Genomic DNA, 24,030 nt, shown 5'->3' with positions numbered 1-24,030 from the left:
GGGGGGCCCTCTAACGAACCGAGTATTCGGGGGGTGTTCCTCCGTCTCGTGTCGTTCACGGCCTCGCGATCACAGTGCCGGAATCGACCCGGACGGCCGGGGAACACCGTTACATCAGCGAGACGTCGCATGCCCAAAGGTTCAGATCTCCTCGTCGCGGCCCTCGAGAACGAGGGCGTCGACCGCATCTTCGGAATTCCCGGGGAGGAGAACCTCGACGTCGTCGAATCTCTGCGCAACTCCAAGATCGAGCTGGTCCTGACCCGCCACGAGCAGGCGGCGAGCTTCATGGCCGCCACCCACGGCCGACTCACCGGCCGCCCCGGCGTCTGCCTCTCGACGCTCGGCCCGGGCGCCCTGAACTTCTCCACCGGCGCGGCCTACGCCCATCTCGGCGCCATGCCGATGATCATCATCACCGGTCAGAAGGGCATCCTGTCCTCGCGCCAGGCCAAGTTCCAGATCGTCGACGTGATCTCGTCGATGAAGCCGATCACCAAGATGGCCCGGCAGATCGTCTCGGCCTCCTCGATCCCCACCATCGTGCGCGACGCCTTCCGGGTCGCCACCGAGGAGCGCCCCGGCCCGGTGCTGCTGGAGCTGCCCGAGGACATCGCCTCCGAGGAGGCCGAGGCGGACCTCGTCCCCTCGCACCCGATCGACATCCCGGTCGCGCACCCGACCGCGATCGCGCGCGCCGCGGACATGATCCTGAAGGCCAAGCGCCCGCTGATCATGCTGGGCGCCGCCGCGAGCCGCCCCCGCGCCACCGGCGAGCTCGGCGGCTTCGTGCAGCGCACCGGCATCCCGTTCTTCACCACCCAGATGGGCAAGGGCACGGTGGCGGGCGGGACCGACCTCTACATGGGCACCGCGGCCCTCTCCGAGCGCGACTACGTCCACGAGGCGATCGACAAGGCCGACCTGATCATCGCCATCGGCCACGACACGATCGAGAAGCCGCCCTTCTTCATGGGCCAGGCCGACCAGAAGGTCGTCCACATCGGCTACATGCCGGCCAACGTCGAGCAGGTGTACTATCCGGATGCCGAGGTGGTCGGCGACCTCGGCCCGACGCTGAAGCTCCTGGCCGACAAGCTCGACGGCAAGCTCCCGAACGCGGGCGCGCTGCTGCACCTGCGCGAGCACATCCTCGGCCATATCGCCGATCGGGCCGGCGAGGACCGCTTCCCGGTGACGCCGCAGCGCCTCGTGCGCGACGTGCGCCGGGTGATCCCGGAGGACGGGATCGTGTGCCTCGACAACGGCATGTACAAGATCTGGTTCGCCCGGAACTACCGCACCTACGTCGCCAACACGCTGCTCCTCGACAACGCGCTGGCCACGATGGGCGCGGGCCTGCCCTCGGCCATGATGGCGGCGATGCTCTACCCGAAGCGGCGCGTGATGGCCGTCTGCGGCGACGGCGGGTTCATGATGAACAGCCAGGAGATGGAGACCGCCGTCCGGCTGAAGCTCAACCTCGTGGTGCTGGTGCTCGACGACTCGGCCTACGGGATGATCCGCTGGAAGCAGGCGGTCGACAAGTTCGCCGATTACGGCATGACCTTCAGCAACCCGGACTTCGTCCTCTACGCCAAGTCGTACGGGGCGACCGGCCACCGGGTCGAGTCGGTCAACGACCTCGTGCCGACGCTGGACCGGGCCTTCGCGGCGGGCGGGGTGCACCTCGTGGCGGTGCCGATCGACTACTCGGAGAACACCCGCGTGCTGGTCGACGAGCTGCGCGCCAAGGTGAAGGATTTCGAGCCGGCCGAGTGAGGCCGGTTTCGCAGATGGTCGGCACGCAAGACAGGGCAGCGCGATGAACCCGTTCACCTTCCAGACCACGCCGAACGTGCTGTTCGAGGCCGGCGCCGCGAAGAAGCTGCCGGAGATCGTCGGCAGCTTCGGGGCCAAGCGCGTCCTCCTCGTCACCGACAAGGGCGTGCGCGGCGCCGGCCTCACCCAGGCCGCCGAGGCGGCCCTGGCCGCCGCGGGCGTCACCCTCGACGTCTACGAGGACGTGGTCGCCGACCCGCCCTCGACGGTGATCGAGGCGGCGGCCAAGCGCGCCCGCGAGCTCGGGACCGACCTCGTCCTGTCGATCGGTGGCGGCTCGGCGCTCGATACCGCCAAGCTCGTGGCCTACCTCGCCAAGTCCGACGAGCCGCTCGACGCGATCTACGGCGTCGGCCTCGCCAAGGGCGACCGCCTGCCGCTGATCCTGGTGCCGACCACGGCCGGCACCGGCTCGGAGGTGACGCCGATCTCGATCGTCACGACGCCGACCACCGAGAAGAAGGGCGTCGTCGCGCCGAAGCTCCTGCCCGACTGGGCGGTGCTCGACCCGGAGCTGACGCTCGGCCTGCCGTCGCACGTCACCGCGGCGACCGGCATCGACGCCATGGTCCACGCCATCGAGGCCTTCACCAGCAAGAACAAGAAGAACCCGATCTCCGACCAGCTCGCCAAGCAGGCCCTGGCGCTGCTCTCGGCCAACATCCGGACTGCCTGCACGGACGGGAAGAACCTCGAGGCGCGCTCCGGCATGCTGCTCGGCTCGATGCTGGCCGGCATGGCCTTCGCCAACGCGCCGGTGGCGGCGGTGCACGCCCTCGCCTACCCGGTCGGCGCGATCTTCCACGTGCCGCACGGGCTCTCGAACGCCCTGGTGCTGATGGGGGTGATGCGCTTCAACCTCTCGCACGCTGAAGGACTCTACGCTGAGCTCGCGCCGATCCTCGACCCCGCGGCCGCGGACCTGCCGCGGCCCGAGGCCGCCAAGCGCTTCGTGGAGAGTCTCGACGCGATCTGCCGCGACTGCAAGGTTCCGGCCTCGCTCGCCGAGGTCGGCGTCGCCCGGCAGGACCTAGAGCGCATGGCCACCGACGCGATGAAGCAGACGCGGCTCCTCGTGAACAACCCGCGCGAGGTCACCTACGACGACGCCTTCGCGATCTACGCCGAGGCGCTGGGAGAGGCGCGCCCGGCGGCGTGAGCATGACGACGGCGGTGATGCCGGGGCTGTCGCCCGATCAGTCCAGCCCACACCGTCATCGCGAGCGCAGCGAAGCGACCCAGGGTGGCGCGCCGTCGTTGAGCATGGCGCTGCTGGATTGCTTCGCTCCGCTCGCGGGGACGGGGGCGACGGTTTCAGCCTCGGGGCTGTGAGGAGAGACGCCAGCATGGACCAGTTCGACGCGTTCCGGGCGATGAGCGAGTTCTGGACGCGGGCCGGCGCGGGCTTCTTCACCCCGGGCGCCGGGCAGTCCGCGACCGGGTTCGGCTGGCCGGCCTTCCCGGGCGGCGACCTCGCGGATCTCGCCGCGGCGCAGGCCAAGCTGACCGAGGCCTGGACCGCCGCCAGCGCCCTCTCGCAGACGCTGACGCGCTCGCTCCAGGGCGGCCCCGGCGCACCGGACCCGACGGCCGGAGCGGTGCTCGCCCGGATCTTCGATCCGCAGGCCTGGCTCGGCGGCTCGGCCGAGTTCGACGCCGCCCTGACCCGCATGGCCGAGGGCCCGCAGCTCGCCGACCTGTGGCAGACCGAGCGGCGCTACGCGGCGCTGTTCACCGCCTGGGCGAGCCTGCGGCGGGCGCAGAGCGAGCATCAGGCCGTGATGCTGCAGGCCTGGACGCGGGCGGCCGGGACCTTCGCGAAGGAGGCCAATGCCCGCGCCGAAAACGGCGAGAGCTTCGCCTCCGCCCGCGAGATGATGAGCCGGTGGATCGAGACCGCCAACGCGGTCCTCCTGGAGGTCCAGCGCTCCGACGCGTTCCTGGCCTCGCAGCGGGCGGTCCTGCGGGCCTCCACGGACCTCCGGCTCGCCCAGCAGGACGTCGCGGCCTTCCTGTCCGAGTTCTACGGCCAGCCGACCCGGGCCGAGCTCGACGACGTCCACAAGAGCCTGACCGAGCTGCGCCGGGAAGTCCGGGCGCTCCGCCGCGAGCGTCGGCAGGCCGGCAAGACCGCGAGAGCCGGCGGTTCACGGGTCGGGGAGGACGCCCATGGCTGATCAGGAGAAGCCGAAGGGGCCCGCCGCCCCGCTGAATCTCACCCCGGCCGCGTTGCTGGCCGAGGTCGGCACCCTCGGCCGCCGCATCAGCGAGGGCGCCAGGCTGTTCGCCGATGTCAGCGACGCCGATGTCGAGATCGCCACCACGCCGAAGGACCTGGTCTGGAGCCAGGACAAGGTCAGCCTCTACCGCTACCGGCCGCTCGCCGAGAGCGCGGGCCTGCCGCCGGTGCTCATCGTCTACGGCCTGATCGGCCGCTACACGATGGCCGACCTGCAGGAGGACCGCTCGCTCGTCCGCAATCTCCTGAATCTCGGCCTCGACCTCTACGTGGTCGACTGGGGCAATCCGGGCCGGGCCGACCGCTACGTCACCATCGACGATTACGTGGACGGCTACCTCGCCGAGTGCGTCGCCTTCATCCAGGAGGCGGCCGGGCGCGAGCGAGTGAGCCTGCTCGGCATCTGCGAGGGCGGCGTCTTCACCACCTGCTACGCGGCGCTCTACCCCGAGACCGTCAACGCGATGGTGCTGACGATCACGCCGATCGACTTCCACGCCGACACGCGGGAGAACCGGGCCGGCCACGGCTTCATCAACGTCTGGACCCGCTCGCTCACGCCCGAGGATGTCGACCGGCTGATCGAGGCGCAGGGGTCGCTGCCCGGCGCCTTCATGGGCTCGGTGTTCTCGATGATGACGCCGATGCGCACCATGACGAAGTACAACCTCGACCTGCTCGACGCCCTCGACGACAAGAAAAAGTTCCTGAACTTCCTCCGGATGGAGAAGTGGATCGCCGACCGTCCGGACCATCCCGGCGAGGCCGCCAAGCAGTGGCTGAAGGACCTCTACCAGGACAACAAGCTGGTCGAGAGCGCCTTCGAGCTCGGCGGCCGGCGGGTGGACCTGAAGGCCATCACCTGCCCGGTGCTGAACGTCTTCGCCCAGGACGACCACATCATCCCGCCGGCCACCTCGCAGGCGCTGAAGGATAAGATCGGCACCACCGACTACACCGAGATGGGTCTGCCCGGCGGCCATGTCGGCGTCTTCGTCGGCGGCAAGGCACAGAAGCTGCTGGGCTCCGGCATCGCCGACTGGCTCGGCAAGCGGGGATAACGTGCAGGCTCGGGGGAGTGCCGCATGGGCAGCCTGAAGAACAAGATCGTCAGCGCCGACGAGGCCGCCGCCATCCTGCAGGACGGCGACATGGTGGCGGTCTCGGGCTTCGTCGGGATCGGCACGCCCGACGAGCTGATCCTGGCGCTCGCCCGCCGCTTCGAATCCGGCAACGGCCCGCACGGGATCGGCCTGATGTTCGCCGCCGCCCCCGGCGACGGCAAGGAGCGCGGCCTCAACAAGCTCGCGATCCCGGGCCTCGTCCGCCGCGTCGTCGGCGGCCACTGGGCGCTCGTGCCGAAGCTCGGCGCCATGGCGGTGGCGGGCGAGATCGAGGCCTACAACCTGCCGCTCGGCGTGGTCTCGCACCTCTACCGCGAGATCGCCGCCCACACGCCGGGCCACATCACCAAAGTGGGGTTACGCACCTTCGTCGACCCCCGTCTGGAGGGCGGCAAGCTCAACGCCGTGACGCAGGAAGACCTCGTCAGCGTGGTCGAGCTCGGCGGCGAGGCCTGGCTCCACTACAAGGCCTTCCCGGTCAACGTCGCGCTGATCCGCGGCACCACGGCCGACCCCGCCGGCAACATTACCATGGAGCGCGAGGCGCTCACCCTCGACAACCTCGCCGCCGCCATGGCGGCGAAGAACTCGGGTGGCTTCGTCATCGCCCAGGTCGAGCGGCTCGCCGAGGCCGGCTCTCTCAACCCGCGCGAGGTGCAGGTGCCCGGCGTGCTGGTCGATTGCGTGGTGCTCAGCACGCCCGAGAACCACCGCCAGACCTACGGCACGCCCTACAACCACGCCTTCACGGGCCGCCAGCGCGTGCCGCTCGACCGGATCGCCCCGATGCCGCTCGACACCCGCAAGGTCATCGCCCGGCGCTGCGCCTTCGAGCTCCCGCCGGGCGGCGTGGTCAATCTCGGTATCGGCATGCCCGAGGGCGTCGCGGCGGTCGCCGCCGAGGAGCGGGTGCTGAAATACCTGACGCTGACCGCCGAGCCCGGCGTGATCGGCGGCCTGCCGCAGGGTGGGCTGGATTTCGGCGCCGCCCTCAACCCGGCCGCGGTGCTGCACCAGAACCAGCAGTTCGACTTCTACGACGGCGGCGGCCTCGATCTCGCCTGCCTGGGCCTCGCCCAGTGCGACGCCGAGGGCAACGTCAACGTCAGCCGGTTCGGCAAGAAGCTCGCGGGCGCGGGCGGGTTCATCAACATCTCGCAGAACGCCAAGAGCCTCGTCTTCGCCGGCACGTTCACGGCCGACGGCCTCAAGGTGGCGGTGGAGGACGGCGGTATCCGGATCCTCAGCGAGGGCCGCTCGCGGAAATTCATCGCCGCGGTCGAGCAGGTGACCTTCTCGGGGGCCTACGCGGCCGAGCGCGGCCAGCCGGTGCTCTACGTGACCGAGCGCTGCGTGTTCCGCCGGACGCGGGCCGGCATGGAGCTGGTCGAGGTCGCGCCGGGCATCGACATCGCGCGCGACATCCTCGGCCAGATGGGCTTCACCCCAATCGTGCAGGATCCGCAGCCGATGGATCCGCGCCTGTTCCGCGAGTCCGTGATGGCGCTGGAGCCCTGGCTGCTGGGCCTCTCGCTGTCGGAGCGGATCAGCTACGACCCGGAGCGCAACATCCTGTTCTCGAACCTCGAGGGCTTCCAGGTCCGGACCATCGACGACGTCGAGCTGGTGCGCCGCGAATACGAGCGCGCCTGCCAGGAGATCGGCAGGAAGGTCCACCTGATCGCCAATTACGACGGGTTCGAGATCGACCCGACGGTGAGCGACGCCTACTTCTCGGCGATCGCCTATCTCGAAAACCGCTATTACGAGACCGCGTCCCGGTATACCACGAGCGCGTTCTTGCGATTGAAACTCGGCGCCTCGTTGGCGAGCCGCGACCTGGCTCCCCATGTCTTCGAGACAAAAGCCGAGGCGCAGGCGAGGAATACGGCCCAGAGCGTGCCTCTCAAGCCGCGGTCCGGCATGTCCCAGCCCGACATGCCGCGGCCGCCGAAGGAACCGTTGGATGCCTGAGTTCGAGACCCCCTCCCTGAAGGACCGCGCCCTGCTGGTCGATGCCTGCCTGATCGGCGGCGCATGGTCGAAGGCCGGTTCCGGCAGCATCGACGTCACCAACCCGGCGACCGGCGCGCTGATCGCCAAGGTGCCGAATGCCGGCGCCGACGAGACCCGGCAGGCGATCAAGGCGGCGCACGAGGCCTACCCGGCGTGGCGCGCCAAGACCGCCAACGAGCGCGCCGTGCTGCTGCGCAAGCTCGCGGCGCTCGTGACCGAGCATCAGGAGGATCTGGCGCAGATCCTCACCGCCGAGCAGGGCAAGTCGCTGACCGAGTCCCGCGGCGAGGTCGCCATGTCGGCCGCCTACGTGCTGTGGTTCGCGGAAGAGGCGCGCCGCGTCTACGGCGACGTGGTCCCCTCCCCCTGGGGCGACCGCAAGATTCTCGTCACCAAGGAGCCGGTCGGCGTCGTGGCGGCGATCACGCCGTGGAACTTCCCGTCCTCGATGATCGCCCGCAAGATCGCCCCGGCTCTGGCCGCCGGCTGCCCGATCGTGATCAAGCCCGCCTCGCAGACCCCGCTCTCCGGCCTCGCCTGGGGCGTCCTGTGCGAGCGCGCCGGCTTCCCGGCCGGCACGGTCTCGATCCTCACCGGCTCGGCCCGCGCCATCGGCGCCGAGATGACCGGCAACCCGCTCGTCAAGAAGATCACGTTCACCGGCTCCACCGAGGTCGGCAAGGTGCTGCTGGAGCAGGCCGCCCACACGGTGAAGAAGGTCTCGATGGAGCTCGGCGGCAACGCGCCCTTCATCGTGTTCGACGACGCCGACCTCGACAAGGCGGTGGCCGGCGCGATGCTCGCCAAGTACCGCAATTCCGGCCAGACCTGCATCTGCACCAACCGGTTCCTGGTGCAGGACGGGATCTACGACGCCTTCGCGGAGAAGATGGCCGAGGCGGCCAACCGCCTGAAGGTCGGCAACGGCGTCGAGGACGGCGTCGCCCAGGGGCCGCTGATCGACATGGCGGCCGTGGAGAAGACCGAGGCCCATATCCGCGACGCCGTGGAGAAGGGCGGCCGGGTGGTGGCGGGCGGCCACCGCCACGCGCTGGGCGGCCAGTTCTTCGAGCCGACGGTGATCACCGGCGCCACCCCCGCCATGGCGGTGGCCCGGGAAGAGACCTTCGGGCCGCTGGCGCCGCTGTTCCGCTTTCGCGACGAGGCGGAGGCGATCCGCATGGCCAACGACACCGAGTACGGGCTCGCCTGCTACTTCTACACCCGCGACCTCGGCCGGACCTTCCGAGTCGCGGAGGCGCTGGAATACGGCATGGTCGGGATCAACGAGGGGATCATCACCACCGAGGTGGCGCCCTTCGGCGGCGTGAAGGAATCCGGCCTCGGCCGAGAGGGCTCGTACCAGGGCATCGAGGATTACCTGAACACCAAGTACCTGTGCGTGGGCGGGCTCGGCGCGTAGGGCCGGGGCACACGCCGGTCCGGATCGGGACCTGACGGGTTCTCCCTCCCCCCGCGCAGGTGGGAGGGAGAACCGGCGGGGCCTACTTCCCGCTGGGCGCAGCGCCGCTGCCGGTGGCGCCGTTGCCCGAGCTGCTGCCGGCGGGGGCGCCGGGCGTGCTGACCCGCGGGCCGCCGCTGGTGCCGGGCGCCATGCCGGCGCCGGTGGACCCGGTGCTCTCCATCGAGCCGGTCCCGGTCCCGGTGCCGCCGACCGCGCCGGACTTGTTGACGTTGCCCTGGTTGGCGCCGCCGGTCTGCGGCGCCTGGGCCAGCGCCGCCCCGGACGTGGCGAGTACGAATGACGTGGCGAGGGCGAGGATCGTCTTCGACATGGGGCCTCCTGACAGGTCGTTGGGCTGTGGTGTGAGGCCAACCCGGGCGCGCCCGGATGGTTCGGTCGCGCCTTCAGCGGGCGAGCGCCTCGCGCCACGCCGTCCAGGGCCAGCGCAGGGGTTCCCCGCCGGCCGCCGGCGCGATCGAGACCGTCGCGGTCCGGCCGCTCACCAGCCGCGGATCCGCCGTGCCGCCGTCGAGGCTGATCCGCACCGGGATGCGCTGGGCGAGGCGCACCCACGAGAAGGTCGGGTTCACGTTCGCGAGCAGGTTGGAGGCGTCGCTGCGGCCGGTCTCGCCGATGCCGCCGGCGATGCTGGCGACGTGGCCGCGGAGCGCCCCGTCCTCGCCCATGAGCTCGACGGTCACGGGCGCGCCGACGCGGATCCGCGGCAGCTTCGTCTCCTCGAAGTAGCCCTCGACCCGGACGGTGTCGCTGTCGATCAGCGCCATCACGCCACGTCCGGTGGTGACGTAGGCGCCCGGCCGCAGCTCCATGTTGGTGATCCGGCCGTTGACCGGGGCGCGCACCGCCGAGCGTTCCAGGTTGAGCTTGGCGAGGTCGCGATCCGCCAAGCCCTGCTCGTAGGCGGCCCGCGCCGACAGGTCGGCCGCCTTGGCGGCCTCGACCCGCTGCTGCGACACCGCCGCGTCGGAGAGCCTGCTGTAGCGGGCGTAGTCGGCCGCCTCCTGCTCGGCGGTCGCCTTGCGGCCCTCCACCATCGCCTCCGCCTGCCGCAGCCCCAGGCGGAACCGGTCCGGATCGATCCGGAACAGGACGTCGCCCTTCCGCACGACCTGATTGTCCTCCACCAGCACCTCGGTGACGAGGCCGGAGACGTCGGGGGCCACCGCCACCACGTCGGCGCGCACGCGCCCGTCCCGGGTCCAGGGGGCGTCCATGTAGTAGTCCCACAGGCCGAGGCCGACGATCAGCGCCGCGGCGACCATGCCGAGGGTGACCAGGAGGCGGCCGAGGGCGGAGAACAGGGCGGTCATGGCAGGGTCCGGTGGGCGAGGGTCACCACGCCGCCGAGCAGGACGACGTAGAGGGCGAGGTCGAAGAGCGGCCGGTGCCAGACGAGGCGGTAGAGGCCGGTCGCCGCGAGCAGGCGGCGCAGCGGCAGGCCGAGGGCGAAGGCCAGCGCCATCCAGAGGGCGAGGCCCGGCACGAACACGCCGCAGAGGTCGATCTCGCCCATCATGCCGCCATCTCCCGGTGGTCCAGGGCGGGCGCCGCCCGGTAGGCCGCCGCGTCGGCGAAGAGCCCGCGGCGCAGGCCGGTGAGGCCGATCAGGGCGGCGCGCCGCTCCGGCGACGGGGCCGCGCCCGCGACGGCGTCGAGCGCCTCGTCCAGCGCCGCGAGCAGCGCCGCGTCCGGCCGGTCGGTCCGGCCGCGCAGCTGGCGCGCCGCCAGCGCGAGGACCCGGTCGACGGTGTTGCGGGCCGGGCCCGTCAGCCGCCGGCGCACCCGGCGAACCTCCACGAGGTTGATGCCCACCCGGACATCGGCCAGCAGGTCGCCCACGGAGGCGGACGTGTCCGCGGGCAGGCTCGCCAGCCGCGGCGCGATCAGGCCGACGCGGTCGAGCATGAGGGCCGCGAGTTCGAGCCCGTGGCCGGTGCCGCGCCCGTCCGCGGCGGCCGCGAGGCTGCGCCGGTTGATCCCGATCAGCCGCCGCGCGCTCCAGCCGGCGCCGACCGAGCGGATCACCCGGGTCACCGCGGCGGCGATCCACATGCCCACCACCGAGGCGATCACCCCGTTGGCGAAGGGCGCGAAGTCCCCGCTGTAACCGTTCTGGAGGGCCAGCAGGGTCGCGCCGTTCAGCGCCGCGCCCATGCCCATCGGGGCGGTGCGCGGCTGCGTCATCATCAGGCCGCACAGGATCAGGGCCGGTGCGAGCGCGAGCGCCAGCATCTCGAAGGAGGTGGCGAGCGGCAGCACGGCGAACAGGTAGAGGCCCGCGCCGAGGGCGCCGACGATCGCCGAGTTGGCGAAGCTCAGGATCTGCGGCGCGGGATCGTCCTGCGCGGCGAACAGGCAGCAGGCGACCGCGCCCATCATCGGCGCCGCGGAGCCGTCCGGCCAGCCGGTGGCGATCCAGATGGTGCAACAGGCGAGCAGGCCCGCGAACACCCCGAAGGCCGAGAACGCGGCCAGCCCGTGGTCCCGGTGGCGGATCGACCGGACGCGGGCCGTGTAGGCGAAGGCGAGCGGCGCGCGGGGCGCGGTGCCGACCGCGAGGTGGCCGCGCAGTACCCGCAGATCCTGGCGCAGGTCGATGACGTCGCGCAGGCGCGCCGCGAGGCTCGCGAGGAGGAGCGTGTTCCAGTCCGGCGCTCGGCCGAGGGCGGGCTCGAACCCGTCGATCCGGTCGCGCAGCCGCGCGGCGCGATCCGGATCGTCGACCTCGTCGGCGAGCCAGTCGATGAGGTCCGACAGGAAGGCCCGGACCCGCGCCGGAACAGCGCCGGCTTGCTCGAGGGCGGCGACGCGGTCCGCCACGGCGGCGACGATCGGCAGGACCATCAGCATGTGCTGACGGAGGGGCGCGAAGGCCTCGGCGGCGCGCTCCGCGCCCGTCGCCTCGTTGCGCAGGGCGAGGCCGAGGGCGTCGAGGCCGATCGCGTCCGAGGCGAGGCGCAGGCGCCGGCCCTGGCTCGGCCCAACGGCCTCCGGCGCGCGGGCGGCCGCGAGGGCGCTCCGGATCCAGGCCCGGGCCTCCGCCGACCAGTCGTTCAGCCGTCCGACGATGAGCGGGGCCGCCGATTGCGGCAGGATCAGCGTGGCGGCGAGGCTGGCGCAGACGATGCCGAGGGAGATCTCCTCGGCCCGCGCCACCGCCGTGTCGAAGATCGCCCCGGGATCGTCGACGGCGGGGAAACCGATCAGCGCCGCCGTGTAGCCGGCGAGCATCGGCAGGTAGCTCGCGGGGGTTCGGTCGAGGAGGGAGACGTAGAGGCAGAGCGCGACCCACAGCGCCACCGCGAGGCTCAGCAGGATCGGCGCGTTCACGAGGTTCGGCACCAGCACGACGCTGACCGCCGCGCCGAGCACGGTGCCGCAGACCCGGTACGCGGCCTTCGCGCGCGTCGCGCCGGAGAGGACCTGGCTGGTGATGTAGACGGTGCCGAGGGCCCAGTAGGGCCGCGGCAGGTCGATCCAGAGCGCGAGGTACAGGGCGAGCATCGCCGCCGCGTAGGTCTTCAGCGCGAAGGCCCAGTCGCGCCATGCGGGGAGGGTCACGGCACCGGCTCCGGCTCGGGCGCGGCCCCGACGGTGGCGCGGCGCCGGTGGCGGCCGGTGGTCAGGAGGGCGTGGGTGTCGATCTGCTGATGTCGCCCGCGCGTCGTCGGACCATCGATGCCGGTCACAACCTGATCCACCGTCGCGAGGAGCCGGCGAGGTCACCGGATCAATCGGCTCGCACGCCGATAGATAGCCTCATATCGATCTCGATTGAGGGATGCCGCGAGGGGATCAGGGCTGCGCCAGAAGAATGAGTCGACCCATAACTTGGGTTTGTTCTGCGGCGGGCGCATATAATCCGGTCGCTGCACGGGGCGGGTGCGGACGCGCAGCCGCCGTCGCGGCGATCCCCGAGCCGCAGGCCGGATCCCGCGATCGCGTCGTCAGGCCGAGTGGCTGTTGTGGATCTGGTCGAAGTCGAGGGACGCCGTGTCGATCACGATCTGCGTGCGGCTGATGACCTCGAGCTTGCGCAGGATCTCCGAGACGTGCGCCTTCACGGTCGAGTCGCCGACCTGGAGCTCGTGGGCGATCTGCTTGTTGAGCTTGCCCTGACGGATCATCATCAGGACCCGCAATTGCTGCGGCGTCAGCCGGGCGAGGCGCTCGGCCAGTGGCGCCTTCTTGGACCGGGGCGCGGGCGCACCGGCCTCGGCGAGCCCGGGCGGCAGAAACAGCGCCCCGCTCATCACCTCGGTGATCGCCCGGGTGAGCGTCGCCTTGTCCATGGCCTTGGGGACGAAGCCCGCCGCCCCGTGCTGCAGGGCCTCGCGGACGATGCGCGGATCCTCGTGGCCGGAGACGATCAGGATCGGGATGCGCGGGAAGCTCGCCCGGATGGTGATCAGCCCGTCGAAGCCGGTGACGCCGCGCATGGACAGGTCGAGGAGCGTCAGGTCGATGCCGCGGTTCGCGGCGAGCACCGCGCAGGCCGCCTCGATCCCGTCGGCCTCGTGCAGCACCGCGTCCGGGTGCGCGAGGCGGATCGTGGCCGCCAGGGCGTCGCGGAACAGCGGGTGGTCATCGACGATCAGGAGATGCACGGAGACCTCGGTCCTTCGCTCGAGATCCTCACAGGATCCGCCGAATACGCGGGCGGGAGGTCCGAAGGTGATCGATGCGGCCCCGGGGCGCAAGCGGGTGTTGAGACGACCGCCCGGCCCCGGGACCTGGGCGTGCCGACCCGCGGGGGCCGGCACGCTTCCGATTGAGCGCCTTCAGCGCGACGCCACCGTCTTCGGCAGCTTGAACGCCCAGAAGCTGCCGCCCTGGTTGATGCCGGCCGTCGACTTGGCGACCTCGCCGCCCCAGAGCGGCACCGCGCCGCCCCAGCCGGCCGCGACGCCGACCCACTGCTCGCCGTCCTGCTCCCAGGTGATCGGCGAGGAGACCACGCCGGTCCCGACCTGGAACTTCCAGACCTCCTCGCCGGTCTTGGCGTCGAAGGCCTTCAGGAAGCCCTCCGGCGTGCCGGTGAAGACGAGGTTGCCCGCGGTGGTGAGCACGCCGGCCCAGAGCGGGGCCTTGTTCTTGTACTCCCACACGACCTTGCCGGAGGCCGGGTCGATCGCCTTGAGCGAGCCGATATGGTCGTCGAAGACCGGCTTGATGGTGAAGCCGGCGCCGAGGTAGGCGGCACCCTTCTTGTAGTTCACCGGCTCGTTCCAGATATCCATGCCCCACTCGTTGGAGGGCACGTAGAACAGCTTGGTGTCGGGGCTGTAGCCGATCGGCATCCAGTTCTTGCCGCCGAGGAAGCTCGGCACCGCGAAGACCGACTTGCCCTTCTTGTCGTTGCCGGTCGCCTTGCTCGGGTCGCCGGGGCGGTTCTCCTCGTTGTAGATCGGGCGGCCGTTCTCATCGATGCCCTTGGCCCAGTTGATCTTCTCGACGAACGGCGTCGCCGAGATGAACTTCCCGTTGGTCCGGTCGAGGACGTAGAAGAAGCCGTTGCGGTCGGCGGTGGCGCCGGCCTTGATGGTCTTGCCGCCCTTGTTCAGGTCGAACGGCACGAACTCGTTGACGCCGTCGAAGTCCCAGCCGTCGTGCGGGGTGGTCTGGAAGCCCCAGACGATCTCGCCGTTGTCGGGGTTGAGGGCGAGCCGCGAGGAGGTCCACTTGTTGTCGCCCGGCCGCAGCCAGGAGTTCCACGGGCCGGGGTTGCCGGTGCCGAAGTAGATCAGGTTGGTCTCGGGATCGTAGGTGCCGCCGAGCCACGTGGCGCCGCCGCCGAATTTCCACATGTCGCCGGGCCAGCTCTCGTTGACCTTGCCGGTCATGGTCGAGGGCTTGCCGTTGAGCTCGCCCATGTGGCCCTCGATCACGGGCCGCTTCCACACGACCTCGCCGGTCTCGGCGTCGCGGGCCTCGATCCGCCCGATCACGCCGAACTCGCCGCCCGACACGCCGGTGATGATCTTGCCCTTCACGATGATCGGGGCGGCCGTGTAGCTGTAGCCGGCCTTGAAGTCGTCGATCTCCTTCCGCCAGACGACCTTGCCGGTCTTGGTGTTGAGCGCGACGAGCTTGGCGTCGAGCGTGCCGAAGTAGACGTTGTCCTTGTAGAGCGCGGCGCCGCGGTTCACGACGTCGCAGCAGGGCAGGATGCCCTCCGGCAGGCGGGCGTCGTACTCCCACTTCTTCTCGCCGCTGCGGGAATCGATCGCGTACATGCGCGAGTACGAGCCCGTGACGTAGATGATGCCGTCCTTGACCAGCGCCTGGCTCTCCTGGCCGCGCTGCTTCTCGCCGCCGAACGAGAACGACCACGCCGGGACGAGGCCCTTGATGTTGTCGCGGTTGAGCGTCTTCAGCGGGCTGAAGCGCTGGGCCTGCGGGCCGAGGCCGTAGGTGACCACGTCGCCGGGCGTCTTGGCGTCGTTGATGATGTCCTGCTCGGTGACCCCCTGGGCCATGGCCGGCAGGGCGCCGCCCGCCACGAGGGCGGCGACGCCCACCGCGGCGAGGAACCGGGTCCGCATTCTCATGACGTGTCCTCCGTGGTCGGCCCCGGTCCGTGTGGCCGGGGCATCCGGGTTTCGACGCGGGCCGCACGAGTCGCGGGGCGCCCCCTTGGAGGACGAAGCTATCGGGCTTCTCAGGAAAGTCTTATTGGCCATTGGTCCAATAAGGCCACTCTGCGGACCGGCGAATGCAATGTATTCGTCGAGATCGGCGCTCGGATTGGCGCGAATCCGACGGAGGTCTCGTTCGGGAGATCTGATGTTCGCTCTTACCGTCATCGCGAGCGCAGCGAAGCGACCCAGGGCAGCACAGCATCCCACGATGGCGCGCTGTCTGGATCGCTTCGCTGCGCTCGCGATGACGGATGCGCTCAATACCCCTTCGGCGGCGCGTAGGTGACGCCGTAGCTCTCGCAGATCGCCCTGAGCCGACCCTCCGCGTTCAGTGCCGTGATCGCGTCCCCGACCGCGTAGGCGAGGTCGCGGGAATCGGTCCTCACCGCGCCGCCGATCTCCCAGCGCGTTTTCACCAGCCCCGTCGACGGGACCGTGGCGATCGGGTTGTCGTCCTTCGGGGCCTTCGCGGCAAACAGGGCCGCCGCGATCGCCGCGCGGCTCCCGGCCAGGATCGGCGCCTCGCCGGCGAGGTAGGCCTTCGCGGCCTCCTCGAAGCTCCTGTAGTGCTTCAGGTTCGGGCGGAAGCGGCCGCCCTGGGCGGTCAGCAGCATCAGGTCGGCGGCGCCCGTGCCCTCCAGCGCGACGCTCCGGTCGCCGATGTCGTCGAGGCTGTCGAAGCCGTCCAGCGCGCCCTTGCGGTACGCGAAGGCGATCTCCTGCTCGAAATACGGCGCCGTGAAGAACACCTGCTCGTTGCGCAGGGCGAGCTGCCGGTCAGTCGGCACGTGCAGCATCAGGTCGGCGAGCGGCGTGCCGGCGAGGTCGCCGCGCCACAGGGTCAGGCGCAGGTCGCCGTCGACGTTCTCGCCGGCGTCGACCACGCGCAGGTCGAGCTTCACCTTGAGCGCGTCGGCGATCGCGCGGGCGAGATCGACGTCGATGCCGCGGGGCCTGCCGGTCTCCTCCGCGGAGAACGGCGCGTTGTCGCCGTAGACCGCCACCCGCAGGGTGCCGTCGGCCACGATCTGGTCGAGGGGGCGCGCCGCCGCTTCCGGCTGGAACCGGAGGGCCATGAGCAGGCCGCAGGCGAGAAGGAGCCGTGCGCTAATCCTCATGCTTCGACTCGATGTAGCTCCGGATCGCCCACAGGCCCTCCTGCGAGATCACACCCTCGAAGGCCGGCATCTTGGTCACGCCGTTGATGACGGCGCCGTGCTTCATGCGCTCGACGAAGTACTCGTCGCCCTCCTTGCCCTGCGGCAGGTAGCGCAGGTCCGGGGCGAGTCCGCCGGAGATCATCTCCAGGCCGTGGCAGCGGGCGCAGTTCTGGTTGAAGCCCGAGGCGCCGATCGCGATGGCGTGCTTGTCGTCCTTGTAGGGGTTCTCGGCGACCCACTCGGCGCCCAGCGGCTTGAGGCCGTCGGTGTTGACCGGCTGGGGCTGGACATCGCCGTGCCCGAGGGCGCCGCCGGCGGCCAGGGCCAGTCCCAGCGCCGCGAGCACGCCGCCCGCCGCCGTCTTCATCGTGCGCATCCGCCCCTCCCGTCGTCGTTGCACAACGGTTAGCAAGTACCGGGCGGCGGACCCATTATGCTTTGGTACGGATCGGCCAGATTAGCGCCATCGACGACTTGTGTTGCGCTGCACCAAACCCGGTTTGTGCACCTTGGTCTAATATCGGAGGGCGCAACTCCGCTCCTAGACTCCCGGCCAAAGACGAGCGCCGCGGGGCTGGAGGAGACGGGCGGGGATGGTGTCCTCCGGTGCGCGGCGGCCCGGGATGCGCGGCGGGCCATGGGCCGGCCTGCGGCGCGCCGTCGTGCTGGCGGCCGTGGCGGCCATGGCGACCCTGGCGCCGGTCGCGCAGGGGCGGGCCGCGCCCGCGCCGGCAGGCCCGCCCCTGACGATCCGCTACCTGGAGCGGCGGGTCGAGCGGCCGGCGCCGCTGAACAACGAGGACCCGATCCCCGACGACGAGGGCGCCAAGGGCGCGGAACTCGGCCTGCGCGATTCCAACGCCACCGGCCGGTTCCTCGGCCTCGGCTTCGACCTCGGCACCACGATCGTCGAGCCGGCCGCCGACATCCGCCAGGCTTTCCGGGACCTCGCCGACCGGCGCTTCGTGGTGCTCAACGCCCCGGCCGCCGACGTCCTCGCCCTGGCCGACCTGCCGGAGGCGAAGGGCAGCGTGCTCCTTAACATCGGCGCCCCGGACACGCGCCTGCGCGACGCCGATTGCCGCCGGAACCTGCTCCACGTCCTGCCGTCCCGCGCCATGCTGTCCGACGCGCTGGTGCAGTTCCTGGCGTTCAAGCGCTGGTCCCGGATCCTGCTGGTGACCGGGCCGGCGCCAGCTGACGCGCTCTTCGCCGAGGCGCTGCGGCGCAGCGCGAGGAAGTTCGGCGCGCGGATCGTCGCCGAGACGCGCTACGACCCGCAGGGGGGCGACGTCCGCGACACGGCCCTGCGCGAGTTCGCCCTGCCGACCCGCGGGCCCGAGCACGACGTGGTCGCGGTGGCCGACGAGGCCGGCGCGTTCGGCGCGAGCCTCAACTACAACACCGCCTCGCCCCGGCCCCTCGTCGGCACGCAGGGCCTCGCGCCGGCCGCCTGGGGTCGGCCCGTCGAGGCCTGGGCCGCCGTCCAGCTCCAGGGGCGGTTCCGGAAGCTCGCCGGCCGCGCCATGCGGCCCGTCGACTGGGCCGGCTGGATGGCGGTGCACGTCGTCGGCGAGGCGGCCGTGAAGGCGCGCAGCACCGACCCCGCGGCGGTCCGCGCCGCCCTGACGGCGCCCGGCTTCGAGATCGGCGGCTTCAAGGGCCGCCCCCTGAGCTTCCGCGCCTGGGACGGGCAGCTGCGCCAGCCGGTCTTCCTGCTCTGGCCCGGGGCCGTCACCGCGACGGCGCCGATCGAGGGCTTCCTCCACCACCGCACGGAACTCGACACGCTCGGCCTCGACGCGCCCGAGAGTGCCTGCCGCGCCTTCTCGGGGACGTCAGAATGACCCGGCTCGCCGCCCTCGCGCTACTGCTCTGCCTCGCGGGCCCCGCGCGGGCCGAGGAGATCTTCGTCTCGAACGAGCGCGACAACACCGTCTCGGTGATCGACGGCGACAGCCTGGAGGTGCTGCGCACCTTCCCGGTCGGCCGTCGGCCCCGCGGGCTGACCTTCTCGCGCGACGGGCGGTCGCTCTACGTCTGCGCCAGCGACTCCGACGCCGTGCAGGTGATCGACCCGGAGACCGGGCAGGTGCGGCACGACCTGCCCTCGGGCGAGGACCCGGAGCAGTTCGCCCTGGCGCCCGACGGGCGCACCCTGTTCATCGCCAACGAGGAGAACGCCACCACCACGGTGGTGGACGCGCAGACCCGCCGGGTGCTGGCGCAGATCGACGTCGGCATCGAGCCGGAGGGCGTCGCGGTGAGCCCGGACGGGCGCACGGCCGTCACGACCTCCGAGACGACCAACATGGTCCACTGGATCGACACGGCGACACTCGCGGCCGTGGACGCGACGCCGGTCGGGCAGCGGCCGCGCTTCGCCGCCTTCACGGCCGACGGGTCCCGGCTGTGGGCGTCCTCGGAGATCGGCGGCACCGTGTCGGTGATCGACGTCGCCACACGCGCGGTGATCGCGACGATCGAGTTCGCCGTGAAGGGAATCGCGGCCGACCGGATCCAGCCGGTGGGCATCCAGATGGCCAAGGACGGGCGCCACGCCTTCGTGGCGCTGGGGCCGTCCGACCGGGTCGCCGTGGTGGATACCGCGACCTACCGGGTGGAGAGCTACATCCTGGTCGGCCGCCGGGTCTGGCAGCTCGCGCTCAACGCGGCGGGCACGCGGCTCTTCACCACCAACGGCGTCTCCGGCGACGTGACGGTGATCGACGCCGCGACGTTCCGGCCGATCAAGACCGTGAAGGTCGGCCGCTTCCCCTGGGGCGCGGCGGCGCGGCCGATGCCTTCGGCGCAGGCGACGGACGGGCGCGCCGCCGGTGCGGTGCCGTGACTCGTCCGCAGTCCGGAGCGCGGGTCCCCTGTCCCGTTCGGGAGAGGGACAGGGTGAGGGACGTGCGGCATCCGGGACAGGCTCTCCCGGCCCGCACGTCGACAGCGTGCTCCATCCTCGACGTCCCGATCCCTCACCCTGTCCCTCTCCCGAACGGGACAGGGGCCCGGTCGCGCACTGCCGCCGGCGTCCGTGCTCGGTCCGGATGGGTGACCGACGCGGCCAGGGGCGGAGGGAGGGATAAGGCGCGGCCGCTGCGGAGCGCACCGTCTCCCAGGCCGCCCGCGCCGCGCACCGCCCTGGCCCGGGGCGCGGGCCTGCTCCTGCGCGCCGCGCTGCTCCTTCTCGCCCTGCTCCTGTCGACCCTTCCGGCCCGGGCCGGCCAGCTCGATCGCGCGGGCGTCGAACGCCACTTCCCGCCCCCGCTGGTGGTCGGCGAGAAGGACGACAGGCTCCCGGTCTGGCCGATCCTGAAGCAGCAGGCCGGGTCCTACGAGGTCTTCGCCTACGCGTTCGAATCCGTCGACCTCGCGCCGATCCCTGGCTTCGGGGGCACGCCCCCCGACCTGCTGATCGCGCTCGCCCCCGACGGGACCTTCCGGGACGTGACGGTGCTCTCGCACCACGAGCCGGTCTTCCTCGAGGGGCTCGGCCCGGAGCCGCTCCTCGCCTTCGTCGAGCAGTATGCCGGCCTGTCGGCCCGGCAGGCGATCCGGGTCGGGCGGCCCAACGCGCGGGCCGCCGGCGCCGCGCCGCAGACCACCGTCGACGGCATCTCCATGGCCACCGCCTCGACCCGGGTGATCAACCAGTCCATCCTGGCCTCGGCGCTGGCGGTCGCCCGCGCGAAGCTCGGCTTCGGGGCGGCCAATGTCGGCCTGAAGGTCGAGGCGAAGCTCGACCTCTACGAGCCCCTGACCCTGGCCGACCTCCTCGCCCGGGGCTGGGTCCGGCGGTTAACGGTCACGAACGCGGACGCCGCCGCGGCCTTCCGGGGCACCGGCGTGGCCGATCCGTCCGAGGGTCCGGCCGACGCCGTGCTGACCGACCTCTACGTCGCCGCCCTGGACCCGCCCTCGATCGGCCGCAACCTGCTGGGGCCGGCGCGCTACGACGCGCTCATGCGCGAGCTCGGTCCCGGCAACCACGCCGTGATGGTCGTCAGCGCCGGGCCGGAGGACGCGCCCGAGAACCCGGTCGGCGACCGGTTCGTGCTGGGCGCCGTCCCCGACCGGCTGGCGATCGGCCAGGCCGGCCTGATCGTGAACGCGCGCGACATGGCGGTGGAGCGCCGCGACGCCGGCCTCGCCGAGGGGCTGCCGCCCGGCCCCTGGACGATCCTGCGGATCGACCAGGCCGCCGGCTTCGACCCGTCCGCGCCCTGGGTGCTGACCGAGACGATCGTCCGCGAGCGCGGGCAGATCCTGTCGGAGAAGATCGCCCGGACCTTCACGGTCGAGACCGTCCTGCCCGCCGACCTGTTCACGCGGGTCCGGCCCGATGACGGGCCGAGCTGGACCGACTCCTGGCGGGCCCGGGCGCCCGAACTCGCGCTGATCGGGCTGATGCTCGCGGTGCTGGTGCCGCTCCTGAGCCGCCATCGCGGGCTGGTGGCGGACCAGCGCCGCTTCCCCCTCTTCCGCCTCGGCTTCCTGGCGCTGACCCTCGGCTTCGTCGGCTGGTACGCGCAGGCGCAACTCTCGATCGTGACCCTCGTCGGCCTCGTGCGGGCCGCCACCGTGACCCACGACCTCGCCTTCCTGCTCTACGACCCGCCCTCGCTGGTGCTCTGGGCCTTCGCGCTGGCCGCCCTGGTGGCCTGGGGGCGCGGCACGTTCTGCGGCTGGCTCTGCCCCTTCGGCGCGCTGCAGGAACTCGTCGCGCTGCTCGCCCGGCCGCTGCGCATCCGCCCGGTCGCGGTGCCGCCCGGCCTCGACCGGTCGCTGCGGTCGCTGAAATACGTCGTGCTCGCCGGCATCCTCGGTGCCGCCGCCGCGGGGTCGCCCCTCGCCGACACCCTGTCCGAGGTCGAGCCGTTCAAGACCGCCATCACCCTGTACTTCGTCCGGGCGTGGCCGTTCGTTGCCTACGCGGCCGGGCTGCTGGTGCTCAACCTGCTCGTCTACAAGGGCTTCTGCCGCTACCTGTGCCCGCTCGGCGCCGCCCTCGCCCTCCTCGGGCGGGTCCGCGTCCTCGACTGGATCCCGCGCCGGGCGGAGTGCGGCTCGCCGTGCCAGCTCTGCAAGGTCCGCTGCCGCTACGGCGCCATCGCGCCCTCCGGCCGGGTCGACTACGCCGAGTGCTTCCAGTGCATGGAGTGCGTGACGATCATCCACGATCCCGGGCAGTGCGTGCCGCAGGTCGTGGCGCGCAAGCGGGGCCGCCGCGCCGCGCACCGGCCGGTGACCGTCGGATGAGCGCGCCGCCGCCCTTCGCGCCGGCCCGGCGCCGGCTCCTCGTCGGGGCCGCGGGGCTGGCCGCGCTCGGCGGCGTCGCGGCGTTCCGCGCCGCCGCGGCGTCGCGCGGGCTGGCGCTGCGCACCCGCGCCGGCCTCGCCTTCGGCACCACCGTGGCCCTGACCGCCGCCGGGCCCGACCCGTCCGCGGTCGAGGCTGCGCTCGACGACGGGTTCGCGGCGATGCGCGCCGTGGAGGCGGCCGCCAGCCTGTTCCGGGCCGACAGCGCCCTGGCCCGCCTCAACCGGGACGGGTCCCTCGAGGCGCCCGACCCGCACCTGCTCGCCCTGCTGCGCTTCGCCCTCGCCCTCGCGGCCGAGACCGGCGGCGCCTTCGACCCGACCGTCCAGCCGCTCTGGCCGGTCTGGGCCGGCGCGGCCGCCCGCGGTGAGCGCCCCGGGGCGGAGGCCCTGCGGGGGGCCCTGTCGCGGGTCGGCTGGCGGCGCGTGCGGGTCGCGACGGACCGGATCGTCCTGGAGCCCGGGACGGCCCTGACGCTGAACGCCTTGATACAGGGCTACGCGGCCGACCAGGTCATGGCGGCTTTCCGGGCGCGCGGCATCGACGACGCCTTCGTGGATACCGGCGAGTTCGGCGCCGCCGGCGCGCATCCGGACGGCGCGCCCTGGCGCCTCGGGCTGGCCGATCCCCGCCATCCCGGCGACATCGCCGCCGTCATCGCCCCGTTCACCGGCTTCGCCGCGACCTCGGGCGACTACAACATGAGCTTCTCGCACGACCGCACCGACCACCACATCTTCGACCCGGCCACCGGCCGGTCGCCGCGCGGCCTGTCGTCGGTGACGGTCACTGCGCCGACGGGGCTCGTCGCCGACGGGCTGTCGACCGCCTGCATGGTCCTGGGCCGCGCGCGCGGCGCGGACCTCGTCGCGGCCCGTCCGGGCTGCGCCGTGCGCTTCACCGGGAAGGGCTGACACATCCGGCCCCGTCGTGCGGGGCGAGCCCCGAACCGCGGCGCGCGCCCTGCCCTCCCGGGGCCGATGGCTCTACGGAGGGTCCGATCTGCGGCGCAGGCCCTGCATGCGCCCGGACCGGAGAGGACCGTCAGGAGACGCGCGTGACCGAAGCGACCGGGCCGTACTGGCCGACGGATGACTGGGCGGAGCAGGACCCGGGTGCGGCGGGGCTCGATGCCGGGCGGCTCGCGGACGCGGTGGCGTTCGCGCAGGCCCACGAGAGCGCGTGGCCGCGCAGCCTGTACTATCCCGACGGGCGCTACGTCGGGATCGTCGAGTGGAACGAGACGGGGCCCTGGAGCGCCGTCGACGGGCCGGTGCGCCCGCGCGGCGGCCCGGCGGGCGTGATCCTGAAGGCCGGCCGGCGCGTCGCCGCCTGGGGCGACACGGCCCGCCCGGACATGACCTTCTCGATCGCCAAGAGCTACCTCGCGGTGCTGGCCGGCCTCGCCCACGACGACGGCCTGATCCCCGACGTCGACGCGCCGGTGCGCGACAGCGTACCCGACCCGCTCCTCGACGGCCCGCACAACGGCGCGATCACGTGGCGCCACCTCCTGCAGCAGTCGAGCGAGTGGCAGGGAACGCTGTTCGGCAAGTCCGATCAGGTCGATCATTTCCGGCAGATCGGCCCGGGCGCCGACAACAGCCGCAAGGGCGAGGCGCGGGCGCTGCGGTGCCCCGGCACCTACTACGAGTACAACGACGTCCGGGTGAACCTGCTGTCGTACTGCCTGATGCGCCGCTTCGGCCGGGCCCTCCCGGACGTGCTCCGCGAGCGGATCATGGATCCGATCGGCGCCTCCCGCGACTGGGCGTGGCACGGCTACGACACGGCCTGGGTCGCGGTCGACGGCGCGCGGGTCCAGTCGGTCCCCGGCGGCGGCCACTGGGGCGGCGGCCTGTTCATCGGGGCCGACGACCACGCCCGCTTCGGTCTCCTCGTCGCCCGCGGCGGCGCCTGGAACGGGCGGCAGCTCCTCTCGGAGCGCTGGATCCGCGCCATGCTGACGCCCTCTCCGACCCTCGACAGCTACGGCTACCTCTGGTGGCTGAACCGCGGCGCGGCCGCCAAGCCGGAACTGCCGGCCTCGGCCTTCAGCGCCCTCGGGGCGGGCAACAACGTGATCTGGTGCGACCCCGAGCACGACCTCGTCGCGGTCCTGCGCTGGATCGACAAGGCGGCCCTCGACGGCTTCCTGCTGCGCCTCGTGGCGGCCCTGCGCCCGTAGGCGGGC

At 72.1% G+C, this 24,030-nt stretch carries 20 protein-coding genes; 11 read left to right on the top strand and 9 right to left on the bottom strand.

Translation table 11 applies throughout. The annotated features are described in order from the left end of the window. The first annotated feature begins 129 nt into the window (after positions 1-129). The 6 genes from H288_RS0123710 (at position 130) to H288_RS0123685 (ending at position 8,644) form a co-directional block, all read left to right on the top strand. Positions 130-1,782, top strand: a complete 1,653-nt coding sequence (locus H288_RS0123710) for an acetolactate synthase large subunit (RefSeq protein WP_020095074.1) — start codon at positions 130-132, stop codon at positions 1,780-1,782. A 43-nt stretch (positions 1,783-1,825) separates the two neighbouring features. Further along, positions 1,826-3,001 (top strand): iron-containing alcohol dehydrogenase, encoded by a 1,176-nt coding sequence (locus H288_RS0123705; protein WP_020095073.1) that lies wholly within the window; start codon positions 1,826-1,828, stop codon positions 2,999-3,001. A 187-nt stretch (positions 3,002-3,188) separates the two neighbouring features. Further along, entirely contained in the window at positions 3,189-4,019 is an 831-nt protein-coding gene (locus H288_RS0123700; protein WP_020095071.1) for a poly(R)-hydroxyalkanoic acid synthase subunit PhaE, read from the top strand. Next, the gene (phaC, locus tag H288_RS0123695; RefSeq protein WP_020095070.1) at positions 4,012-5,142 is read left to right on the top strand and encodes a class III poly(R)-hydroxyalkanoic acid synthase subunit PhaC; all 1,131 of its coding nucleotides are present in this window, start codon (positions 4,012-4,014) and stop codon (positions 5,140-5,142) included. Before H288_RS0123700 ends, phaC begins: the two co-directional genes overlap by 8 nt. A gap of 24 nt (positions 5,143-5,166) precedes the next feature. After that, complete coding sequence (locus H288_RS0123690) at positions 5,167-7,179, top strand: acyl CoA:acetate/3-ketoacid CoA transferase (protein WP_020095069.1); 2,013 nt, start codon at positions 5,167-5,169, stop codon at positions 7,177-7,179. After that, positions 7,172-8,644 (top strand): NAD-dependent succinate-semialdehyde dehydrogenase, encoded by a 1,473-nt coding sequence (locus H288_RS0123685; RefSeq protein ID WP_020095068.1) that lies wholly within the window; start codon positions 7,172-7,174, stop codon positions 8,642-8,644. The genes H288_RS0123690 and H288_RS0123685 overlap by 8 nt, the downstream gene beginning before the upstream one ends. 82 nt (positions 8,645-8,726) lie before the next feature. Here H288_RS0123685 and H288_RS0123680 read toward each other — a convergent pair whose 3' ends face one another. The 9 genes from H288_RS0123680 to pedF form a co-directional block, all read right to left on the bottom strand. Next, a complete protein-coding gene (locus H288_RS0123680; protein WP_020095067.1) occupies positions 8,727-9,017 on the bottom strand; it encodes a hypothetical protein in 291 nt (96 codons plus the stop codon). 73 nt (positions 9,018-9,090) lie between these two features. After that, the gene (locus H288_RS0123675; protein WP_020095066.1) at positions 9,091-10,017 is read right to left on the bottom strand and encodes an HlyD family secretion protein; all 927 of its coding nucleotides are present in this window, start codon (positions 10,015-10,017) and stop codon (positions 9,091-9,093) included. After that, entirely contained in the window at positions 10,014-10,223 is a 210-nt protein-coding gene (locus H288_RS0123670) for a DUF1656 domain-containing protein (protein WP_026605231.1), read from the bottom strand. The genes H288_RS0123675 and H288_RS0123670 overlap by 4 nt, the downstream gene beginning before the upstream one ends. Then, complete coding sequence (locus H288_RS0123665; RefSeq protein ID WP_020095064.1) at positions 10,220-12,268, bottom strand: FUSC family protein; 2,049 nt, start codon at positions 12,266-12,268, stop codon at positions 10,220-10,222. The genes H288_RS0123670 and H288_RS0123665 overlap by 4 nt, the downstream gene beginning before the upstream one ends. Next, positions 12,265-12,396: a hypothetical protein gene (locus H288_RS36285; protein WP_020095063.1), complete on the bottom strand. Its 132-nt coding sequence runs from the start codon at positions 12,394-12,396 to the stop codon at positions 12,265-12,267. The genes H288_RS0123665 and H288_RS36285 overlap by 4 nt, the downstream gene beginning before the upstream one ends. A gap of 258 nt (positions 12,397-12,654) precedes the next feature. Next, complete coding sequence (locus H288_RS0123655) at positions 12,655-13,314, bottom strand: response regulator transcription factor (protein WP_020095062.1); 660 nt, start codon at positions 13,312-13,314, stop codon at positions 12,655-12,657. A 174-nt stretch (positions 13,315-13,488) separates the two neighbouring features. Further along, the gene (locus H288_RS0123650) at positions 13,489-15,258 is read right to left on the bottom strand and encodes a PQQ-dependent methanol/ethanol family dehydrogenase (protein WP_026605230.1); all 1,770 of its coding nucleotides are present in this window, start codon (positions 15,256-15,258) and stop codon (positions 13,489-13,491) included. 347 nt (positions 15,259-15,605) lie between these two features. Further along, positions 15,606-16,424 (bottom strand): transporter substrate-binding domain-containing protein, encoded by an 819-nt coding sequence (locus tag H288_RS0123645; RefSeq protein ID WP_020095060.1) that lies wholly within the window; start codon positions 16,422-16,424, stop codon positions 15,606-15,608. A gap of 31 nt (positions 16,425-16,455) precedes the next feature. After that, positions 16,456-16,875 (bottom strand): cytochrome c-550 PedF, encoded by a 420-nt coding sequence (gene pedF, locus H288_RS0123640; RefSeq protein ID WP_026605228.1) that lies wholly within the window; start codon positions 16,873-16,875, stop codon positions 16,456-16,458. A 226-nt stretch (positions 16,876-17,101) separates the two neighbouring features. Between pedF and H288_RS0123635 the strand changes: the two genes are divergently transcribed. The 5 genes from H288_RS0123635 (at position 17,102) to H288_RS0123615 (ending at position 24,024) form a co-directional block, all read left to right on the top strand. Beyond that, entirely contained in the window at positions 17,102-18,355 is a 1,254-nt protein-coding gene (locus H288_RS0123635) for an ABC transporter substrate-binding protein (protein ID WP_020095058.1), read from the top strand. Next, a complete protein-coding gene (locus H288_RS0123630; RefSeq protein WP_020095057.1) occupies positions 18,352-19,359 on the top strand; it encodes a YVTN family beta-propeller repeat protein in 1,008 nt (335 codons plus the stop codon). Before H288_RS0123635 ends, H288_RS0123630 begins: the two co-directional genes overlap by 4 nt. 317 nt (positions 19,360-19,676) lie before the next feature. Then, entirely contained in the window at positions 19,677-21,776 is a 2,100-nt protein-coding gene (locus tag H288_RS0123625; RefSeq protein ID WP_026605227.1) for a 4Fe-4S binding protein, read from the top strand. Further along, positions 21,773-22,750: an FAD:protein FMN transferase gene (locus H288_RS0123620; protein WP_020095055.1), complete on the top strand. Its 978-nt coding sequence runs from the start codon at positions 21,773-21,775 to the stop codon at positions 22,748-22,750. Before H288_RS0123625 ends, H288_RS0123620 begins: the two co-directional genes overlap by 4 nt. Before the next feature lie 143 nt (positions 22,751-22,893). Next, complete coding sequence (locus H288_RS0123615; protein WP_020095054.1) at positions 22,894-24,024, top strand: serine hydrolase; 1,131 nt, start codon at positions 22,894-22,896, stop codon at positions 24,022-24,024. Positions 24,025-24,030: the final 6 nt, after the last annotated feature.

This window comes from Methylobacterium sp. 285MFTsu5.1, from assembly GCF_000383455.1.
Classification (GTDB): Bacteria; Pseudomonadota; Alphaproteobacteria; order Rhizobiales; family Beijerinckiaceae; genus Methylobacterium.
This window is presented reverse-complemented; position numbering and strand designations above follow the sequence as displayed.

Bases quoted from the DNA above. Each gene is read 5' to 3' on its own strand.
- H288_RS0123710 (WP_020095074.1), top strand. From the start codon at position 130: ATGCCCAAAGGTTCAGATCTCCTCGTCGCGGCCCTCGAGAACGAGGGC.
- H288_RS0123705 (WP_020095073.1), top strand. From the start codon at position 1,826: ATGAACCCGTTCACCTTCCAGACCACGCCGAACGTGCTGTTCGAGGCC.
- H288_RS0123700 (WP_020095071.1), top strand. From the start codon at position 3,189: ATGGACCAGTTCGACGCGTTCCGGGCGATGAGCGAGTTCTGGACGCGG.
- phaC (WP_020095070.1), top strand. From the start codon at position 4,012: ATGGCTGATCAGGAGAAGCCGAAGGGGCCCGCCGCCCCGCTGAATCTC.
- H288_RS0123690 (WP_020095069.1), top strand. From the start codon at position 5,167: ATGGGCAGCCTGAAGAACAAGATCGTCAGCGCCGACGAGGCCGCCGCC.
- H288_RS0123685 (WP_020095068.1), top strand. From the start codon at position 7,172: ATGCCTGAGTTCGAGACCCCCTCCCTGAAGGACCGCGCCCTGCTGGTC.
- H288_RS0123680 (WP_020095067.1), bottom strand. From the start codon at position 9,017: ATGTCGAAGACGATCCTCGCCCTCGCCACGTCATTCGTACTCGCCACG.
- H288_RS0123675 (WP_020095066.1), bottom strand. From the start codon at position 10,017: ATGACCGCCCTGTTCTCCGCCCTCGGCCGCCTCCTGGTCACCCTCGGC.
- H288_RS0123670 (WP_026605231.1), bottom strand. From the start codon at position 10,223: ATGATGGGCGAGATCGACCTCTGCGGCGTGTTCGTGCCGGGCCTCGCC.
- H288_RS0123650 (WP_026605230.1), bottom strand. From the start codon at position 15,258: ATGAGAATGCGGACCCGGTTCCTCGCCGCGGTGGGCGTCGCCGCCCTC.
- H288_RS0123645 (WP_020095060.1), bottom strand. From the start codon at position 16,424: ATGGCCCTCCGGTTCCAGCCGGAAGCGGCGGCGCGCCCCCTCGACCAG.
- pedF (WP_026605228.1), bottom strand. From the start codon at position 16,875: ATGAAGACGGCGGCGGGCGGCGTGCTCGCGGCGCTGGGACTGGCCCTG.
- H288_RS0123635 (WP_020095058.1), top strand. From the start codon at position 17,102: ATGGTGTCCTCCGGTGCGCGGCGGCCCGGGATGCGCGGCGGGCCATGG.
- H288_RS0123630 (WP_020095057.1), top strand. From the start codon at position 18,352: ATGACCCGGCTCGCCGCCCTCGCGCTACTGCTCTGCCTCGCGGGCCCC.
- H288_RS0123620 (WP_020095055.1), top strand. From the start codon at position 21,773: ATGAGCGCGCCGCCGCCCTTCGCGCCGGCCCGGCGCCGGCTCCTCGTC.